Source organism: Janthinobacterium aestuarii, assembly GCF_051380835.1.
Taxonomy (GTDB): Bacteria; Pseudomonadota; Gammaproteobacteria; order Burkholderiales; family Burkholderiaceae_D; genus Janthinobacterium; species Janthinobacterium aestuarii.
Window position 1 is genome coordinate 70033 of record NZ_JBNYXU010000002.1, and the last position, 17320, is coordinate 87352.

Below are 17320 nucleotides of genomic sequence, written 5' to 3' on the forward strand. Positions count from 1 at the left end.
GAGTCTAGTGACGCGCCACGCGGCCCGTCAATCTTGATTCCACGAATCAATATACAGATACAATCGCCGCCATGAAAAACGACTTATCCGCCCTTGACGCGGCGCGCCTGCTGGGCGTCAGCCTGCCCACCCTGTATTCCTATGTAAGCCGGGGTCTGCTGACCTCCGTCAGCAATGGAGAATCGCGCCGCAAGCGCTATCCGCAGGAAGACGTGCTGCGCCTGGCGGCGCGCAAGAATGACGCCAAGCGCGGCGGCCAGACGGCCGTGGCCGCCATGCACTGGGGCTTGCCCGTGCTGGAAACAAAGATTTCCCACATTCTCGATGGGCGGCTGCTGTATCGGGGCTGCGATGCGACGGCGCTGGCACGGAACGCGACCCTGGAGGCGGCCGCCAGCCTGCTGTGGGACGACGGTGCGGGCGACTATTTCCAGCGAGATGCGCCTGTCTTGCCGCAGGGCCTGGCCAGCGTGCCGGATGCGCCGCCGCTGGCGCGCGCCATGCTGGCCATGGCCATGCTGTCGTCCCTGCCAGCGCCTGCGGACATGCTGCAGTCGGGCCCCGCCTTGATGCGCATCCTGGCCGCCGCCCTGCTGCAGACGGCGCCGTCCGCCTTGCCGCTGCACCGGCAGCTGGCCCAGGCGTACCAGACCGACACGGACCAGACTGAATTGCTGCGCGCCGCCCTCGTGCTGCTGGCCGACCATGAATTGAATGCGTCGACCTTTGCCGTGCGCTGCGTCGCGTCGACGGGCGCCAGTTTGCCCGCCGCGCTGGGCGCGGGGCTGGCGGCCTTGTCCGGAGACAGGCACGGCGGCGGCAGCGCGGCGGCCAGGTGCATGTTGACGCAGGCGCTGGCCGCGCCGGACGTCAGGGATGCCATCGGCAAATACTACACGACCGTCGCGCCGGAATTCGCCGGCTTTGGCCACCCGCTGTATCCGCAAGGCGACCCGCGCGCCGCGTATTTGCTGGACCGCCTGTCGGCGCTGTCGCACAAGTCCCCGCAGCTGGGCGCCATCCTGTCCGTCTGTGCCACGGCGGGAGAATTGCTCGATGCGCACCCGAATGCCGACCTGGCGCTGGCGGCCATGGAGCTGGCGTTCGGCTGGCCCGAGGGCGCGGGCATGAGCGTGTTTGCGCTGGCCCGCTCGGCTGGCTGGATCGCGCATGCCAACGAGCAAGCCGCCACCGAGGCCCTGATACGTCCCCGCGCCCGCTACATCGGGCGCCACCAGCGAGATTAGAAATCATCACTTGATTTATTACGCATACGTAGTAGTATACTTCGCATGCGTACCAATATTTCCCCCACTTCAGTCGTCCCCGATGCCGCCGTCTGCCCGCTGGGCGAGCGCTCGCCGCGGCTGTTCAATCTGCTCAATCTGGCGCGCCAGAACCTGTTTCGCTCGGCCGATGCCGTCTTCACCAGCGAACTGGGATTTTCCGGCACGCAAGTCGTCGCCCTGTTTGCCCTGAAGGGCGAGGAAGGCTGCCAATTGAAGGATCTGGGGCGGGCGCTGCAATTGAAAAACTCGGCCGTGACGGGGCTGGTGACGCGCATGGAAGAAAACGGCCTGATCGTGCGCGGCCAGTCGGCGCTCGATGCGCGCGCCGGCACCCTGCACATGTCGCCCAGGGGAGGTGAAGTACTGGCCGCCGCCCTGCCCCTGCTCGACAGCCTGAATGAACAACTGAAGCAAGGTTTCAGCGAGGAAGAACTGGCCGTTGTCGCCCGCTTCCTGCTGCACGCCTCGCGCCTGCGTTTTGCGCAGGACGTCTGACGCATCCCCACATCACCACACAGGAGTTACCCATGCACCCGAACGACATGACCGGCTTGCAACTGATGCAAGCTTTCGCGCAAGGCCTGTTCCCACGGCCCGGCATTTCCAAGACCATGCCCATGGACGCGCACACGGTCGAGCACGGCCGTGTCATTTTCACGGCGACGGCAAATGAAACGCACACCAATCCCATGGGCGGCGTGCATGGCGGTTTCGCGGCCACCGTGCTCGACACCGTCACGGGCTGCGCCACGCACACGGTCTTGCCGGCCGGCGAAAGCTACGGCACGACGGACCTGAACATCAAGATGTGCCGTCCCCTGCCCTTCAACGTGACGGTCTACGCGGAAGGCAAAGTCATCAATGCGGGACGCAACCTGGTCATTTCCGAAGGCACGATCCGCGACGAAGCCGGTAAAGTCTACGCGCACGCGACGGCCACCTGCATGATCATCCGCCCCCGGGAACAAGCGGCCGCATGATACGGCCCGGCACACTCGCGGAAGCCTGGCACGTGCCGCAGGCTTGCCATGGGAGCAACACTGCCATACACTGAACCATTCCGCCCGTGCTAATCGGGATTCGTGACGAGAACCAAGCTGGCGCCAAAAATTCAACATCACCTATTCCCCGGCACCTCGATTGGCTACTCGGACTTGAACAACGCGAGGCTCATCCTGTTTTGGGAGGTCAAGTGAAACGTATCAGCTTATCGGTCGGGTTTCTTATTGCTGGACTGCTAACAAGCTGGGCTGCAATGTTCGCCGGCAGTCACCTGCCGTTCAGGTTTCATATCAAGCTGCTACACCGCGACTCCAGCGCTTGCTATGAAATAGGGCCGTGTTCGGTGCCCTGGTGGGTCACTGGCGCGCTTGTAGCCTATATTCTTGGTCCATCGTTCATTTTTGCGGTGACGGGATGGCTTAGCGCACGGCCTGGCGTTACCACATCTAAAAAACTGAGCAGACTCTTGCTGCTGGCAGTCTTTACGGTGCTACTGTATTTGCTAGGGTATGTCATCAGCTGAATGACCAACGCACCCACTGTTCAAATCCTTGCTGGCGGTCCACTGCAAGGTGTTGTCGGGCGCCCTCACCCCGCCGCCTTCCTCTTCCCCTTCAACAAACTCCCCGCCGCATTCTCCTCGAAGCGCCCCGCCTCTTCTATATAGCCATGCACGGTGCCGTCGTGGCGCCAACCGCCCTGGCGCTTGATGGCCTGGAAATCGGCGCCGGCCCGGTGGGCGCTGGTGGCCATGCCGCGACGCAAGCTGTGGCTCGATAGTTCCGGCACGTAAGCGAGCTCCGCCAGCCTGGCGCAACCTTCCAGTATCGTGTTGATGCTGCTCGCGTGCAATCCCTTTCCTCCCACGTGCCCCCACTGGTTCACCGTGCGCAAGAGCGGCCCCGTGCGGATGTGCGCCGCAGCCAGCCAGGCGCGCAAGACCGTGGCCGGGCAGCAGACGCCGTCGCCGAACGGAATCGCCTTGACGATGCCCTCCCCCAGTTGGTCCGTTTTCGAGCGGGGCAAGGTGATCACCATGCCCTGCGGCTCCCAGCTCACGTCTTCCACAGTCAATCCCACCAGTTCGCTGCGCCGGAAACCGCCAAAAAATCCCAGCTGCAGCAAGGCGCTGTCGCGCAAGGCCTTGTTCGTTCCCAGTGCGGCCAGTTTTGCGACGATCGCTTCCAAGTCTTCCAGAGGCAGGGCCTTGGCCTTCTTTTTCGGCTTGCCGTGCAGGCGGGCGATGCCGGCCAGGGTCTTGCGCACGGTGGGTGTGGACGCGGGGTCGGCAAAGCCCTGGTACAGATGCCATTGCGACAGGGCCGTCAGGCGCAGGGCCAGGGTGCGCGCGTTCAGGCTGTCCGCATAGGCCATCAGGTAGCGGATGACGGTGGACTCGTCGGCGGGCAGCGCCCCGCCCCAGGCCTGGAAGTGGCGGATGGCGGAACGGTAGGTGCGGCGCGTGTTATCGGACGTGGCGGCGGCGAGAAACGCCTGGTGGCGCGCGGCCAGCGCCGCATCGATCAGGGCGCCGTGTAATGGCGCAGTGGCGATGGCTGTGCTTTTGGACGCGGCAATACGGTGTTTCGAGAGGGGCAGATCGGGCATGGCGGCGGCGAAATCGCGGTTTTGTACTGGGAGACACGCAGAATAGCATGCAAAGCATCCCCATAACACGCGATAAGCGATCTTATCGTGACTTATGTTTTTCAAAAATCACGAAAATTTATATCGTAATATTATTCGATATTACGTATCATGTAATATGTTACTAAATTTCGCTCATAGGTGGTTTTATGGCCCGCACCGGCATTTTGTACTCTGATGTTATGAAAGCAGCCCAAATCGTCACTGCCGATGGGCGCAATCCCACGGTCGACAGCGTGCGCGAAGCGCTGGGCAGCACGGGCAGCAAGAGCACCATCGCGCCCCTGCTCAAGCGCTGGAAAGAGGAGTTCCAGGGCGCGGGCGCCGTGAAAACGGAATCGGGCTTGCCGGCCGAGCTGATGGAAGCGATGCGCGGCGTCTATGAGAAGCAGCAGCGCGACGTGGCGCAGCAACTGGAAACGGGCATGCAGCAAAACCGCGCCGAACTCGACGCGGCGCTGGAAAAGCTGAAGAAGACGGAAACGGAGCGGTTGAAACTGACGGAGGCGCGCGCCGCCCTCACCCAGGAATTGCGCGCCACCCAGCACGCGCTGGCGCAACTGAAGGAAGAGCATCATTTTCGCGCCGTCACCCTGGCCACCCTGCACAGCGACAACGCCGGCCTGACGCAGCGCCTGGCCGACCGGGGCGAGGAAATCGCGGCGCTGCACCGCCAGCTGGCGCAAGTGCGCTCGCAGTTCGACCATTACCAGGAAGCGGCGGCCGCCCAGCGCAACGAGGAACGGGCCCAGGCGCAGCAACGAGAGAGCCGCCTGGAGCAGGAGAACGCCCAGCTGCGGCAGCGCCTGCAAGGCCAGCAAGCGACCTTGGTGCAGCAAGACATGCGGCTGGTACAGCTGCAGGCGGAGCATACGCGCCTGGCTGATGAAGCGGCCGCCGACCGCGCAGCGCTGGCTACCGTACGTCCCGAACGCGACCAGTTCGAATTTCAGTACTTGCAGGCGGCCGCGTCGGCCGACGCCCTGCTGGCCAAGCTCGATACGGCCTTGCTGGCGCTGAACGACGCCAAAGTAGCCCTGGCGGCGCAAGACCGGCAGCTCGACATGCTGGCGGAGAACGGGCAACTATCGCAGCAGAAAATGGAGGCCTTGGCGCAGGAGCGCGACGGCTTGCTGCGCGATAATGCCGGCATGGCGGCGCGCATGGCCCTGCTTTCGGATAGCAAGGAGAAGCGCGATGTTTGAACCTGTCTATATGGCTGCCTTGCGCGCCTCGCTGCATCTGACGCTTTACTGCCGGTAGCGCACCCGGATCCACGCGCCGATGGCGTCCACGCCGCTGTCTGCCGTATCTTCGGCCCAGCCCGCGCGCGCATAAAAGCGCCGCGCGCCCCTATTGCTCAGCTGCGTTTTCAGGCTCAGGCGGGGGCCATAGCGCGCCACGACGGCCGCCAGCAGTTGCCCGCCGATGCCCGAGCCGCTGTGCGCCGGGTGCACATACAGGCGGTGCAGGAAGTAATCGGGGGCATCGCCCGTGTACACGGCGGCAAAGCCGGTGACGATGCCGCCGCGTTCGGCAACGAGGATGGCTTCACCCTGCGTCGCCGCCGTAAAAGTAGCGCTGCCGGCGACGGGGCCGAAGGCGTCGCGTCCGGCCAGGGCCAGGATGACGGTGCAGGGCTGCGTGTCCGCATTGGCGAAAGGACGAATCAGGCACATGGCTGGCGCGCTATCCATTCCTTACAGACGGCGGTTCAGCACGCTGTCGATATCATGGGTTTTCAGCTCCGCCTGGACTGTGCCGTCCTGCAACCAGTAGCCGTCACCTCCCTGCTGCAGTGCCGCCAGATCGAGCGTGCCCAGGGCTGGCGGGATGACGCTAGCGAGCAAGGCCGCCACGTCGTCCCATTCCCCATAAAACAGTTTCAGATACCAGCCGTCGTCATGGGCAAAGGCAAGAAAGCGGCTGCGCAAGGCGGGTAGTGGCGAGAGCGCGCCACGGTGGTCGAGCATCGCGGTCACATCCGCATCCGGGGATGCCGGTGACGCGCCCTGCCAGTCGGCCCAGGCATGGCTGCCCCACGCGTGCATGTCTTCGAGCACCAGGGCTGGTAGTTGTTGCCGCGCCAAGGTATGGAAGGCGGCAGGTTTTTTGATTGTGCCGGCGCTGCCCCTGCGCAGCACGATGCCGTCAGCCTCGCCGAGCGTGGGGATGACATCCTTGAATTCGATGCCGGAAGCGACGAGCATGCGCCCGGTCGGGTCGTGCCAGATATACAGATAATGTCTCAAGTGTTCGTTCGCTTTGGTTTGGGGCAGTATTCAGGGCTACGGCGGCGCCCTTGGGCCCAATTATATCTGCCGTTCCCGCTGATGGGAGTCAGCAGCGGATGTATTCATCTGCTGGAACAGGCTCTTAATATGAACTTCACCTGGCCCACGTAGCATTCATGTCGGCAAGGCTCTCATTGTGCAGCGCCTGCCCTTTACCGGCAGAACCATGAATGACATCGCTTTGACCCTGCGCCACGGCGCCGCTTTGCCGCACCCCGCCAGCGGCCACCGCCTGAAAGCGGCGCTGGGCGCCCTCTTCTTTCCCCGCCAGCGCTCGCGCTGGCAAGCTTTCCTGGGCAGCATGCCGGGCCTGCACTCGCTGGCGCAGCTGCATCCTTGCCTGCGCTTCAAGATTTACCGCCCTTACGCCTCGCGTCAGCTCGGTTGCGCGGATCGCCTGGCCTTGCTGGAAGGACATTACCGCTTCCTGTGGCAAGCAGGCGCCCGCGCCCTGGTCGAGCGGGCCGCGCGCAGACCCGTGGTGCTGGCCGCGTTCGAAGGCAAGGACGCGGCGCTGTACCGCTTGCAACTGACGGCCATCCACGACAGCTACCGTGAAGGCGAACTGTGCCTGCGCCTGATGCGCGATGGCCAGCCCCTGTACCTGGCCAGCTTTTTGTTCGTGCCGCGCGCCGATGGCGTCTCGCTGCAGCTGGGCGCGCTGCAAGGCTTGCGCTCGGAAGCGGGCAAGCTGGCCGTCAAGGAAGCCACGCGGGCGCTGCACGGTTGCCGCCCGAAAAACCTGATGGTGGCGGCCTTGCGCGATTTCGGCGACTTTTTTGCCTGCAATAACCTGTTCTTGATCAGCAATGACAACCGCATCGCCCTGAATGCGCGGCGCCGGCGCCATATCGCCGCCGACTACGACCTGGCGTGGCAGGAGTTGCACGCCTTGCGTATGCGCGACGGCAATTATCACTTGCCCTGCGCACCCTACCGCGCGCCCGATCTGGCCGGCGTGCCATCGAGAAAGCGCGCCGATGCGCGGCGGCGCGGCGAATTGCTGCAAGACATGGCCGACGGCATGCGCGCGCAGCTGGCGGATTTTCTGGAAGCGCCGACGGCTGACAATGGAGCAGGCACAAGCATTGCCAAGCCGATAACCATGTCATAAAACTCAGGCAACCTTCATGTTGCGGCCGTATCCTTCACTTGACATGCCAGACATCTTATCGAGGCACTGGCGTGCATTCGACCCACCCAGGACAAGGTTCCCATGACACCCACTTTTACTTTCCTCCCCCTTTGCCTGCTCGGCAGCGCCGCCCTGGCCGCGCCCGTGCTGGACGACGCAGTGCGCCAGCGCGCCGAGGAACTCACCCGCACGGGCATGCACGCGAGCATCGTCATCGCCATCATCGACGGCAAGGACAGCGCCGTGTACGGCTTTGGCAGCGTACATGCCGGCAAGAACGCCAAGCCGGGCGCCGATACCGTCTACCAGATCGGTTCCGTCACCAAGACCATGACGGGCTTGCTGCTGGCCGACGCCGTCGTCCAAAACAAGGTCAAACTCGATGAGCCGGTGGCGGCATTATTGCCCGGCTATACGGTGCCTGCGTTCGAGGGCAAGACGATCAGTCTGCTCGACCTGGCCACGCACTACTCCTCGCTGCCGCGCCTGCCCGACAACTTCGCGCCCAAGGAGCCGGCCAATCCGTATGCCGACTACACGGAAGCCAAACAGCGGCAGTTTCTTGCCGCCTATCATCTGCCGTATGCGCCGGGCACGAAACTTGAATACTCCAATATCGGCTACGCCGTGCTGGGCACGGCCGTGGCGGCACAGGCCGGTACCAGCTTTGAAGCATTGCTGCAAAAGCGCATCGCCGTGCCGCTGGGCATGCGTTCCACTTCGAACAAGCCCACGCACGGCATGCTGGCGCGCCTGGCGCCCGGCCATTTGCTGTCGGGCGAGCCGACGCCAGCATGGAATATGAACGTGGTGGCGCCGGCCGGCGGCGTGTATTCGAGCGCGCGCGACATGATCGCCTATCTGCAAGCCCACATGTATAAACCGCTGCGCCCGTATGCGTTGGCCATCCAGCCGCAGCGTCCGCTGGCGCCCGACAGCGGCTCGAAAATCGGCCTGGCCTGGCTGCTGGAACAGCAACAGGGACGCAACTACGCCTGGCACAACGGCCAGACGGGCGGCTACGCCAGCTATGCGGCGTTCACGACGGACGGCAAGCGGGGCGTGATAGTGCTGACCAACACGGTGCGCGAGGTCGATGCGCTGGGCTTGGCCGCCCTGCTGCCCGGCACACCGTTGCCGCCGCTGAAAAAGCCGCAGGCCGCCATCGAGCTGCCGCGCGCGGCACTGGCCGAATACGTGGGCGAGTATCCGCTGGGCGCGGAATTCACGTTGACCGTGGCCTTGGGCAAGCAGGGCCTGGAGGCGGCCGGAACGGGTCTCGGATCAGCCCCCTTGTTTGCCAGCGCCAAGGATCGCTTTTTCTTCCGCGCCATCGAGGCGGAACTGGCATTTACACGCGATGCGGCGGGCAAGATCGCCGGCGCCGTGCTCAAGCAAGGCGGACAGGACGTCGTCTTGCCGCGCAAGCCGTAACATTCAAGCGGCCGGGTCCTGCATGAATTGCTCGACCCGCGCGACAAACGCCGCCTTGCTGCGCGTGCGAAACTCGCCGAGGAAGGCATCGCTGCCCTGGACGATCTTGCCATGGCGGTCGTATGCCACCTTGCCCATCTCCAGCACGAATTCGCCCTGCGGATCGTCCTCAGGTTCAAAATGCGAATTGAAGCAGTAACCGGTGTCGCGGCAGCTGCCCCACAGCAGCAATGCGCTGCTGAACCATTGCATGGTATCAGGGCCCGGGTCGACTTCGAACAGAGTGTTGACGGTGATGTGCCAGCCGCCGGGAACGCGCAGCGGCTGCAAGGGATAGGGAAAGCGTGGCTGTTTCATGTGGACGATGGCGCGCGGCGCGCCCGGTAAAAGGTGAGGAATTCCGCGGCCGGCAGCGCTTTCGCAAACAGCCAGCCCTGGCCGAATTCTACCTTGCGTTCCAACAAATAATCGGCTTGCTGCTGCGTTTCGATGCCTTCGGCCACGATCAGCATGTTCAAGGTGCGGGCCATGGCGATGATGTGCGGCGTGACACTGCTGGTGGCCGCGTCCGTGCCGATGGAGTCGACGAAGGATTTGTCGATTTTCAAGGCGTCGAGCGGCAGGTTTTGCAAGCTCGACAGGCTGGAATAACCGGTGCCGAAGTCGTCGATGGCCACGGCGTGGCCGCGTGCCCTGGCCTTTTCGATGGTGGCGCGGGCCGCTTCCACGTTGATGAAGCCCCGCTCCGTCGCTTCCAGCCAGATCTGCTGCGCCTCGATGCCCGTGCCGGCCAGCGCGCGTTCCAGCACGTCGAGCACCCGCCCCGTTTCGATGTCGCTGGCGCACAGGTTGATGGCGATATGCAGCTCGCGGTCGGCCAGCAGCGCGGCGCGCATGTCGGCGATCACGCAAGCGATGACCTGGTCCGTGATGGGCAGTATCAGTTCGGCCTCTTCGGCCACGGGAATGAACAGGTCGGGGCGTATCATGCTGCCGTCGGGGCGGCGCCAGCGTATCAGCGCCTCGGCGCCCACGCACACGCCCGTGTCGAGCGCGATGATCGGTTGATAGTGGACAAAGAATTCACGCCGCTCGACGGCCGTTTCCAGTTCGCCGCGCAGCGACAGCCGGCGGCGCGACAGCCACACGACGATGCCGACGATGAAGGCGGCCATCAGCAGGCCCAGCGGCAAGAGCAGCAACTGTTCGCGGCGCAGCCTCTCGCTGAGCTTGCTGCGCGGCTCGATCATGACGGCCGTCAAGCCATCGCGGTACAGCATGGCATGAATGCTGTCCTCGTGGGCAAGGTTGCCTATCGCCCCCTTGCCGTCAAGCAGGGTCTTGACCAGGGCCGGGTCCGGATGGTGCAAGGTGTCGAGCACGCCGCCCTTACCGATGGCCACGGCCATCTGGATATCGTTGTCGACGATGACGTCGGAAAAGCGCACGGGATCGATCAGCACCTTATAGGCGCGGTAAGACAGCCCCACCATGCGCTTGCCGCCGCTGACGACGGGGCGCAGGTTGAAATCGAGGCCCATGCCATTATCGAGGGTAAAGTCGGCGGGCGTGATGGCGATGCGTGCTTCCTCGATGCCGTTCGACGTGCATTTGAGCAAGCCGTTTTCCACATAGCCGATATCGTCGATGCTGCGCGTGGTGATCGTGATGCGGCGCAGCTGCTGGACATGCGCTTCCGAACACGGCGCCAGGTCCAGCGCATCGGCGCTGCGCAAGGCCATGCTGGCCGAGGCGATCGAACGGTGCGCGCGCTCGAGCGCATAGCCGGCCAGCAGGCGCAGGCGTTCCTGCTCGCCCTGCTCGGCGCGCACGGACGACAAATAGAAGGCCAGGCTCAGGGGGGCGGCCACGCCGATGACTGCCACCAGCACGCTGGTGACGATGATGCGTTTTCTGCGCATGCAATTCTCCGCACCGAACATAACCTACTGCGCGTCGCGATTTGCGGCTTCCGATGCTCACTGTGCATTCGCACAGCTCCGCTTCTCAGCCACAACTCACTGCCGCTCGCTACGGTTCTGTTCGGCGCTCTTGATTAGTCGTGTTATATGATTGCCATGTATTGCTCGATGGCATCATATTACAAGTGCAGGCTGCGCACGCGGATATTGCTGAACAGTTACACTTTTTCCAGCGGCCGCGCCAGCACGAATACGAGCGCCGCCACCACGGCCGCCAGTACGCCAGCCAGGTACAGCACGCTGGCAAAACCGTCGATGAAGGCGTGGCGCGCCGCTTCCTGCGCCACGGCCTGCAGGGTGGGCGGTAGCTGGCCGAAAGCGTCGGCCGCGTTGCCGGCGACGATGCGCCCTATCATTTCAGGTGAGGCCTTCAAGCCGTGCAGCCACGCCAGCTTGTCGAACGAGGCTCCCGTGCGCATGGCCAGCACGGCGCCCAAGGCGCCCACGGCCAGCACGATGCCGACAAAGCGCGTCGTCGTGCTGATGCCCGAGCCCATGCCCGTGCGCTCGCGCGGGATGCAGGCAAGGATGGCCTTCTGCGTGGTGCCGTTCAACAATCCCGCCCCCGCGCCCGTGACGATCATGCCCGCCGCCACCCAGCCGTACTGCAGGCTGGCGGCGGCCAGCGCCGTGGCCACGTTGCCGACAGCGACGATCAGCAAGCCCGTCACTAAAATGCCGCGGTCGTCCAGATGGCGCATGGCGCGCGGCGCCAGACGGGACAGTAACACCATGGCGACGGCAAACGGCAGCATGGCGCAGCCGGCCAGCACGGCGGAAAAGCCGAAGGCGTTCTGCAGGTACAGCGGCAGGAAGGTCATCATCACTTGCGCGGCGATCGCATAGCCGAACATGCCCAGCACGGTGCCGACGAATACGCGGCGGCCGAACAGACTCAAATCGACCATGGGCGCGCGCTGGCGCCGTTCCACCAGCACGAACACGGCCAGCAGCGCCGCGCCGGTTACGAAGCGCAGCACGGTGGCGCGACTGGACCAGCCCGCCACGCTGGCGTCGATCAAGCCCCAGATGATGGCGAACAGTCCGGCGGAGAATAATGCCGCGCCGAGCGGGTCGAAACTGGCGTTGGACGCATCCTTCGACTCGTCCACGTGCTTGCCTACCAGCCACATCAACATGGCGACGACGGGCAGGTTCAGGTAGAAAATCCAGCGCCAGTTGATGGCGCTCGTGATCAGGCCGCCCAAGAAGGGCGCCACCGTCATGGCCACACCCATGGCCGCGCCCCACACGGACCAGGCGCGCGCCCGCTCCTTTTCCGCATGAAACGTGTGGCCGATGACGGCCAAGGCGGAGGTCAGCAGCAGCGCGGCACCGAGTCCCTTGACGGCGCGCGCCACGTTGAGCACGAACGGCGTCCACGCCAAGCCGCACAGCAGCGACGCCAGCGCGAACACGGAGAGGCCATACAGCATGACCCTGCGCCGCCCCAGGCGGTCGGCGATGCCGCCGGCTGGCAGCAGGAACGAGGCGAACGCCAGCATGTAGGCGCTGACCACCCATTCCACGTCGACGAAGCTGGCGTTGAGCGAGCGGGCGATCGACGGCAAAGAGACGGCCACGACGTTGGTGTCGAGCATGATCAGCGCACACACGCCCGAGCACGTATATAAAGTCCAGTTGGTATTTTTCATGCCCCGATTGTAAGCACGCTTGTATTATTTCCTGTTATAAGATAGGCGCCTTATAATTTACCCATGGTAAATACAGATAAAGAGATGGAACTGCGGCATTTCCGCTGCGTGCTGGCCGTGGCGCACAGCCTGCACTTCGCGCGGGCCGCCGCGGAACTCGGTATTTCTCCGCCCGCGTTGACCAAGCAGGTGCAAGAAACGGAGCAGCTGCTGGGCACGCGGCTGTTCCAGCGCAGCAAGCGCGCCGTGTCCCTGACTGCGGCAGGCGAACTGTTCGTGCTGGAGGCGGCGCGGGCGCTGGGGCAACTGGCGCAAGCGCAGGAAGTGGCGCGGCGCGCCGGGCGGGGCGAGCTGGGGCGGCTGGAAATCGGCTACGTGGCGTCGGCCGCGTATTCCGGCGTGCTGCAGGACCAGTTTGCCCGCTTTCGCGCCAGCCACCCGGGCATCCACATCGGCGCGCGCGAATACGCGATGGATACCCTGCCCGGCTTGCTGGACCAGGGCCGGGTCGACCTGGCGTTCGTGCGCCCGCCTCTGCACCTGCCGGAAGGACTGGACAGCGTGGTCTTGCTGCGCGACCGCTTCGTGCTGGCCGTGCAGGCGGACAGCCCGCTGGCTTTGTCTGACGTGGCGGCGCCGGCCGCGCTGGTGCAGCAGGCGTTCATCGTGCCGGAACAGGAATTGGGAACGTTGGAAGTGAGCCGGCGCGGCGGCTTTGCGGCGCAGGTGGTGTCGCGCCCCGGCAGCCTGGTGGCCGTGCTGACGGAAGTATCGCTGGGTGTCGGCTGCGCCATCGTGCCCCACTCGGTAATGGCCAGTGTGCAATTGCCCGGCGTGGTGTTCCGCGAGCTGGCAGGGCCGCAGATCAGCTCGGAAATCGCCGTGGCCTTCCGCCGCCACGAACAGGCGCCCGCCGCGCGCGCCTTCATTGGCCAGCTGCGCGCAGTAGCGCTGTAACGCTGGTTTAAGCTTAACTATTCTTCAACACGGCCACGGCGTAGGTGCACGCGGCGGCCGTTTCATTGCGGAACACGCAGTCGGCCGGCGGACCCAGTTCCAGGCAATCGCCCTCGTCCAGCACGTGACGCGTGTCTCCTTCGATGAACACGAGGCTGCCGCTGAGCGACCATATCAGTTGTCGCCGCGACACATAGGCGGCGGCCGGCATGGCCACCACGGCGCCCGGCGGCAAGGTAATATGCACGAGGTCGAGCGGCATGTCGGACGCGGGCGACACGTGCCGCCGCACATAGCCGCTCTGCGGGTCGGTCCACACCGGTTGTTCCGCCTTGCGCAGCAAGCGCCCTGCGCGCATCTCGGCGCGGGCGATCAGTTCGGACATGCTCAGGTCGAAGGCGCCCGACAGCCGGGCCAGCAAGGTGGCCGTGGGGCTGCAGTCGCCCCGCTCCACCTTGTGCACCATCGCGCGCGACACGCCCGAGCGGGCCGCCAGGTCCGTCAGCGACCATCCCAGGTTTTCCCGCTCGAGGCGCACCCTGGCGCCGATGCGCTGATTCAATTCGTCTGGTTTAGTGGACATTTATATGATTTTATTGGACAAGCAGTGAGCGGCAATCTATGATTTGTCCATTATAGTAGACGCTTGACGAGGAGAGCAACATGCAGATACGCGACGCCCATGCGGGCGATATCGAAGCCATACTGGCCATCTACAACGATGCCGTCAGCAACACCCTGGCCATCTGGAATGAACGCACGGTCGATGCGGCCAACCGCGCCGCCTGGCTGGCCGATCGCCAGCGGGCCGGCTATCCGGTGCTCGTCGCCATCGATGCCGAGCAGAATGTGGCCGGCTACGCCTCGTTCGGCGACTGGCGCCCGTTCGAGGGTTTCCGGCATACGGTCGAGCATTCCGTGTACGTGCGCGCCGATCGCCGGGGCGCCGGCGTCGGCAAGGCCTTGATGGTGGAATTGATAGCGCGGGCGCGCGGCTTGCGCAAGCACGTGATGGTGGCGGGCATCGAGGCGGGCAATGCCGGCTCGATCGCCCTGCACAGGCAGCTGGGTTTCGAAGAAGTGGGATTGATGCGCCAGGTGGGCACCAAGTTCGGCGCCTGGCTGGACCTGGCATTCCTGCAGCTGCAGCTCGATACGCGCAGCGATCCGGACGGCATCGCGCCGCCCGGCTAATCTCAGGCAAGCGTCAAGGATCGATCTCCGGTGGCGGACGGCGCAGCGCCATATGCTCCCACACGGCCACCAGTACCAGCACGCAGCTGGTGATGCAGGCCAGGGTCAGGGGCGAATACAGGCGGCCATACGCCATCGGGATCAGGGCCAGGATGATCAAGATGCCCAGCAGATGCGACAGCGGCGGCGCGGCGCGCTCGCTGCTGACCCATTTGAACAGCGCATTGCCCAGCAAATACAGAATCGGGCCGCCCAGCAAGGCGCTGATACCGGCAAAACTCGCTTCGTCCGGATGCACGAGGGCCAGTTCATCGGCCACGGCGCTGACGATCACGCCGCCCACGATCAGCACGTGGATATACGTGTAGGCCTTGCGGGCGATGCGGCCCGGGTCTTTCGAGTGGGCGATACGGTGGTGGCCCGCCTCGGCGCCCGTATCGAAATAAATCCACCACATGGCGATACTGCCGACCAGGGCCGACATAAAGCCCAGCCAGTTGGCGGCCGTCCATTCCAGGCCCGCGAACGTGGCGCCCGTCACCAGCAGGGATTCGCCGAGGGCGATGATGACGAACAGGCCGCAGCGTTCGGCCATGTGGCTGCCGTCGACATCCCAGTCGGCCGTCGTCGAGCGGCCCAGGCCAGGCAAGCCGAACTGCATCCAGGGGCCGGCCAGGTCGATCGCCAGTGCCAGCACCCACCAGAAGATGCGCTGTTCGGGCGACGCGATACCGCCGGCGATCCAGAAGATGCCGGACAGCACGGCCCACAGGGCGATGCGCTGGAAATTATGGCGGCGCGACAGCGCTTCATGGCGCACGGCCCACCAGGCAAACAGCGGCCGGCCCACTTGCATGGCGACGTAGGCGCCAGCAAAGGCCAGGCCCCGCGTGCCGAACGCTTCGGGGATCGAGGCCGACATGATCAGGCCGCCCAGCATCAGCGCGAACAGGCTGATGCGCACGGGAATGCGCTCGGGGTCGAGCCAGTTGGTGATCCACGACGTGAAGATCCACACCCACCAGACGGCCATCAGCAGCAAGCCCGTCTGCAGCCAGCCCATGGCGCTCAGGTGGGCCAGCAAGCCGTGCGACAGTTGTGTGACGGCAAACACGAACACGAGATCGAAGAACAGCTCGATCATGCCCACCTTGCCGCTGTCCTGCACGCCGCGCTGGCGCAGCAGGGAAATGCGATTATTCATTTTTTTCCTTGCATAAAAACCGGAGCGGCGCCCGCGGCGCCGGCCAAAACGGCACGATGATAGCAGATGGGGATGGCGGCCATGGCGATGCGCTGCGGCCGGCATGCGTTTGCTCTTCCGGCCGAATTTCGCTACGATGGGCCGCATGCGCGGGACACCACCTCCACCATGTATCAGCTGAATTGGCGCGGCCCCTGGCTGGCTGCCGTGCTGCTGCTATCGCTCGGTGGCGACGCCCCGGTGCTGGCGCGCCAGCTGGACGAACCGGCACCCGCATGCCGGGCGCCGCAAACCATGGCGCTGACGGTCAACAGCGACGCCATCGCCACGGCCAGCAACGATATCAACGACAACACCCTGGTGGCGCTGCGCGCCAACGGCACCGCATACTGGACGGTTTTATTGTCGACAGCGACTATCCTGCTGCAGCTGGACGCCGACCGCGGCGATACCATCGTGACGTTCCAGAAAAGGCTGACCCTGCGTTTCCAGGCGCTCGGTCCGCAGCAATATCAAATCCTCATCGATGGCCCCATCCTCGATGACGGCACGCAGTACATGCTGACTGGCAAGGTGGTAGCCGTTTTTGAACGCTGCCCGGTCCTGCCCGCGCCGGCCGCGCAATAAAGCCGCGCATGGCATCTATTTAATTCAATAAACCGTTTATATTCAATTACATTCCCTGTCCGGTTTGCCTGTCGCCGCCAAATTGCCGGCGGCGCATTCCCGCGCCGCGCCCGGATGCCGCACCATTGCTGCCTTTGCGACAATTCGAGAGAATCGCGCAAAAAAATAAGCATAGAATCGCTACTCGTGATGCGCAAGAGCCGGCATGGTTATATTCCGAATAGCCGGAAACCATTTTCTGAATAAGAAAATAAAAAGATATATTAATCAATTCCGGATTGATTAATATCAAATGTCTTGCCTTTATTTGAAATGGCGTATTGTCCTGCCATATTTTTATCGCATGGCCGCCAAGCCGTTGCAATACCGTTTCCACCGACTTACCCAACTGTCCCGGACCTGTCGGCCACGGGGCGCCCACCGCAAGTGCAGGCCGATATCACCTCATGGAGAATGTCATGTCCAACTTACCTCGCGTCGAAGTCACCAACCATACGCTGGCCGCCGGCCAAAGCGTCACCACCAACACCACGCCAAACACCATCGCGCTGTCCATCGCCAGCAGCGACAGCAACAACCAGACCGGCATCGCCTTCCAGTTCCAGGGCCGCACCACGTACTGGAACCCCAGCGTCAGCACCGGTTTCACCACGGCCAAGCTGGCAAGCGACACGGGCAATGGCGTCGTCACGTGGAAGGCCGGCCTGACGGTCAGCTACTCGCCGCAAAGCACGGGGCTGTATAACGTGCTGCTCTCCGGCGACATCGTCGACAGCGGCACCGTGTATACCTACACTGGCTTCGTGCTGGCCACCTTTACCTCCAACTCGCAGTAAGCGGCGACTTCACGCCCGCCTGCGGGCGGGCGCCCTGGATGGCCGCCCGCCAACGCATCCAGGC

18 protein-coding genes and 1 pseudogene are annotated in these 17320 nt (G+C 64.1%); 10 read left to right on the forward strand and 9 right to left on the reverse strand.

Features of this window, described 5'->3' with window-relative positions; genetic code table 11:
* Positions 1-71 precede the first annotated feature (71 nt).
* Genes ACQ4WO_RS06600 through ACQ4WO_RS06610 form a run of 3 tightly spaced genes read left to right on the forward strand, consistent with a single transcriptional unit; the run spans position 72 to position 2269 of the window.
* Positions 72-1247, forward strand: coding sequence for a citrate synthase family protein (locus tag ACQ4WO_RS06600; protein ID WP_436480709.1), 1176 nt, complete (start codon positions 72-74; stop codon positions 1245-1247).
* Positions 1248-1292: 45 nt separating this feature from the next.
* Positions 1293-1784, forward strand: coding sequence for a MarR family winged helix-turn-helix transcriptional regulator (locus ACQ4WO_RS06605; RefSeq protein WP_436480710.1), 492 nt, complete (start codon positions 1293-1295; stop codon positions 1782-1784).
* A 32-nt stretch (positions 1785-1816) separates the two neighbouring features.
* Positions 1817-2269 (forward strand): PaaI family thioesterase, encoded by a 453-nt coding sequence (locus ACQ4WO_RS06610; RefSeq protein WP_034748275.1) that lies wholly within the window; start codon positions 1817-1819, stop codon positions 2267-2269.
* 610 nt (positions 2270-2879) lie between these two features.
* Here the strand turns inward: ACQ4WO_RS06610 and ACQ4WO_RS06615 are convergent.
* On the reverse strand, positions 2880-3899 hold the full coding sequence (locus ACQ4WO_RS06615) for a tyrosine-type recombinase/integrase (RefSeq protein WP_436480711.1): 1020 nt from the start codon (positions 3897-3899) through the stop codon (positions 2880-2882).
* A gap of 221 nt (positions 3900-4120) precedes the next feature.
* On the opposite strand from ACQ4WO_RS06615, the gene ACQ4WO_RS06620 reads away from it, so the two are divergent.
* Positions 4121-5143, forward strand: a complete 1023-nt coding sequence (locus ACQ4WO_RS06620; protein WP_436480712.1) for a DNA-binding protein — start codon at positions 4121-4123, stop codon at positions 5141-5143.
* 45 nt (positions 5144-5188) lie between these two features.
* Here ACQ4WO_RS06620 and ACQ4WO_RS06625 read toward each other — a convergent pair whose 3' ends face one another.
* Together ACQ4WO_RS06625 and ACQ4WO_RS06630 are read right to left on the reverse strand one after the other, a co-directional pair.
* Positions 5189-5635 (reverse strand): GNAT family N-acetyltransferase, encoded by a 447-nt coding sequence (locus tag ACQ4WO_RS06625; protein WP_436480713.1) that lies wholly within the window; start codon positions 5633-5635, stop codon positions 5189-5191.
* Between the two features lie 3 nt (positions 5636-5638).
* Positions 5639-6190, reverse strand: coding sequence for a hypothetical protein (locus ACQ4WO_RS06630; RefSeq protein ID WP_436480714.1), 552 nt, complete (start codon positions 6188-6190; stop codon positions 5639-5641).
* A 208-nt stretch (positions 6191-6398) separates the two neighbouring features.
* On the opposite strand from ACQ4WO_RS06630, the gene ACQ4WO_RS06635 reads away from it, so the two are divergent.
* Entirely contained in the window at positions 6399-7346 is a 948-nt protein-coding gene (locus ACQ4WO_RS06635; RefSeq protein WP_436480715.1) for a VirK/YbjX family protein, read from the forward strand.
* A 102-nt stretch (positions 7347-7448) separates the two neighbouring features.
* Positions 7449-8801 carry a serine hydrolase gene (locus ACQ4WO_RS06640; RefSeq protein WP_436480716.1) on the forward strand — a complete coding sequence of 451 codons (1353 nt, stop codon included), beginning with the start codon at positions 7449-7451 and terminating at the stop codon, positions 8799-8801.
* 3 nt (positions 8802-8804) lie between these two features.
* Here ACQ4WO_RS06640 and ACQ4WO_RS06645 read toward each other — a convergent pair whose 3' ends face one another.
* The 3 genes and pseudogenes from ACQ4WO_RS06645 to ACQ4WO_RS06655 form a co-directional block, all read right to left on the reverse strand.
* Positions 8805-9158, reverse strand: a complete 354-nt coding sequence (locus ACQ4WO_RS06645) for a hypothetical protein (RefSeq protein ID WP_436480717.1) — start codon at positions 9156-9158, stop codon at positions 8805-8807.
* Complete coding sequence (locus ACQ4WO_RS06650; RefSeq protein ID WP_436480718.1) at positions 9155-10723, reverse strand: EAL domain-containing protein; 1569 nt, start codon at positions 10721-10723, stop codon at positions 9155-9157. The genes ACQ4WO_RS06645 and ACQ4WO_RS06650 overlap by 4 nt, the downstream gene beginning before the upstream one ends.
* Positions 10724-10941: 218 nt before the next feature.
* Positions 10942-12441: pseudogene (locus tag ACQ4WO_RS06655) on the reverse strand (MFS transporter); the annotation flags it as partial.
* A 60-nt stretch (positions 12442-12501) separates the two neighbouring features.
* On the opposite strand from ACQ4WO_RS06655, the gene ACQ4WO_RS06660 reads away from it, so the two are divergent.
* On the forward strand, positions 12502-13395 hold the full coding sequence (locus ACQ4WO_RS06660) for a LysR family transcriptional regulator (RefSeq protein WP_436480719.1): 894 nt from the start codon (positions 12502-12504) through the stop codon (positions 13393-13395).
* A 13-nt stretch (positions 13396-13408) separates the two neighbouring features.
* Here ACQ4WO_RS06660 and ACQ4WO_RS06665 read toward each other — a convergent pair whose 3' ends face one another.
* Entirely contained in the window at positions 13409-13978 is a 570-nt protein-coding gene (locus ACQ4WO_RS06665; protein ID WP_436480720.1) for a helix-turn-helix domain-containing protein, read from the reverse strand.
* A gap of 80 nt (positions 13979-14058) precedes the next feature.
* Here ACQ4WO_RS06665 and ACQ4WO_RS06670 point away from each other — a divergent pair, with 80 nt between their 5' ends.
* A complete protein-coding gene (locus tag ACQ4WO_RS06670) occupies positions 14059-14589 on the forward strand; it encodes a GNAT family N-acetyltransferase (RefSeq protein ID WP_436480721.1) in 531 nt (176 codons plus the stop codon).
* A gap of 13 nt (positions 14590-14602) precedes the next feature.
* Here the strand turns inward: ACQ4WO_RS06670 and ACQ4WO_RS06675 are convergent, their stop codons facing one another.
* Positions 14603-15793 (reverse strand): low temperature requirement protein A, encoded by a 1191-nt coding sequence (locus tag ACQ4WO_RS06675; RefSeq protein ID WP_436480722.1) that lies wholly within the window; start codon positions 15791-15793, stop codon positions 14603-14605.
* 168 nt (positions 15794-15961) lie between these two features.
* Here ACQ4WO_RS06675 and ACQ4WO_RS06680 point away from each other — a divergent pair, with 168 nt between their 5' ends.
* A complete protein-coding gene (locus ACQ4WO_RS06680) occupies positions 15962-16420 on the forward strand; it encodes a hypothetical protein (protein WP_436480723.1) in 459 nt (152 codons plus the stop codon).
* Positions 16421-16466: 46 nt separating this feature from the next.
* Here ACQ4WO_RS06680 and ACQ4WO_RS06685 read toward each other — a convergent pair whose 3' ends face one another.
* Complete coding sequence (locus tag ACQ4WO_RS06685; RefSeq protein WP_436480724.1) at positions 16467-16796, reverse strand: hypothetical protein; 330 nt, start codon at positions 16794-16796, stop codon at positions 16467-16469.
* 82 nt (positions 16797-16878) lie between these two features.
* On the opposite strand from ACQ4WO_RS06685, the gene ACQ4WO_RS06690 reads away from it, so the two are divergent.
* Complete coding sequence (locus tag ACQ4WO_RS06690) at positions 16879-17256, forward strand: hypothetical protein (RefSeq protein WP_436480725.1); 378 nt, start codon at positions 16879-16881, stop codon at positions 17254-17256.
* Positions 17257-17320: the final 64 nt, after the last annotated feature.

Bases quoted from the DNA above. Each gene is read 5' to 3' on its own strand.
- ACQ4WO_RS06600 (WP_436480709.1), top strand. From the start codon at position 72: ATGAAAAACGACTTATCCGCCCTTGACGCGGCGCGCCTGCTGGGCGTC.
- ACQ4WO_RS06605 (WP_436480710.1), top strand. From the start codon at position 1,293: ATGCGTACCAATATTTCCCCCACTTCAGTCGTCCCCGATGCCGCCGTC.
- ACQ4WO_RS06610 (WP_034748275.1), top strand. From the start codon at position 1,817: ATGCACCCGAACGACATGACCGGCTTGCAACTGATGCAAGCTTTCGCG.
- ACQ4WO_RS06615 (WP_436480711.1), bottom strand. From the start codon at position 3,899: ATGCCCGATCTGCCCCTCTCGAAACACCGTATTGCCGCGTCCAAAAGC.
- ACQ4WO_RS06620 (WP_436480712.1), top strand. From the start codon at position 4,121: ATGAAAGCAGCCCAAATCGTCACTGCCGATGGGCGCAATCCCACGGTC.
- ACQ4WO_RS06625 (WP_436480713.1), bottom strand. From the start codon at position 5,635: ATGGATAGCGCGCCAGCCATGTGCCTGATTCGTCCTTTCGCCAATGCG.
- ACQ4WO_RS06635 (WP_436480715.1), top strand. From the start codon at position 6,399: ATGAATGACATCGCTTTGACCCTGCGCCACGGCGCCGCTTTGCCGCAC.
- ACQ4WO_RS06640 (WP_436480716.1), top strand. From the start codon at position 7,449: ATGACACCCACTTTTACTTTCCTCCCCCTTTGCCTGCTCGGCAGCGCC.
- ACQ4WO_RS06645 (WP_436480717.1), bottom strand. From the start codon at position 9,158: ATGAAACAGCCACGCTTTCCCTATCCCTTGCAGCCGCTGCGCGTTCCC.
- ACQ4WO_RS06650 (WP_436480718.1), bottom strand. From the start codon at position 10,723: ATGCGCAGAAAACGCATCATCGTCACCAGCGTGCTGGTGGCAGTCATC.
- ACQ4WO_RS06660 (WP_436480719.1), top strand. From the start codon at position 12,502: ATGGTAAATACAGATAAAGAGATGGAACTGCGGCATTTCCGCTGCGTG.
- ACQ4WO_RS06665 (WP_436480720.1), bottom strand. From the start codon at position 13,978: ATGTCCACTAAACCAGACGAATTGAATCAGCGCATCGGCGCCAGGGTG.
- ACQ4WO_RS06670 (WP_436480721.1), top strand. From the start codon at position 14,059: ATGCAGATACGCGACGCCCATGCGGGCGATATCGAAGCCATACTGGCC.
- ACQ4WO_RS06675 (WP_436480722.1), bottom strand. From the start codon at position 15,793: ATGAATAATCGCATTTCCCTGCTGCGCCAGCGCGGCGTGCAGGACAGC.
- ACQ4WO_RS06680 (WP_436480723.1), top strand. From the start codon at position 15,962: ATGTATCAGCTGAATTGGCGCGGCCCCTGGCTGGCTGCCGTGCTGCTG.
- ACQ4WO_RS06690 (WP_436480725.1), top strand. From the start codon at position 16,879: ATGTCCAACTTACCTCGCGTCGAAGTCACCAACCATACGCTGGCCGCC.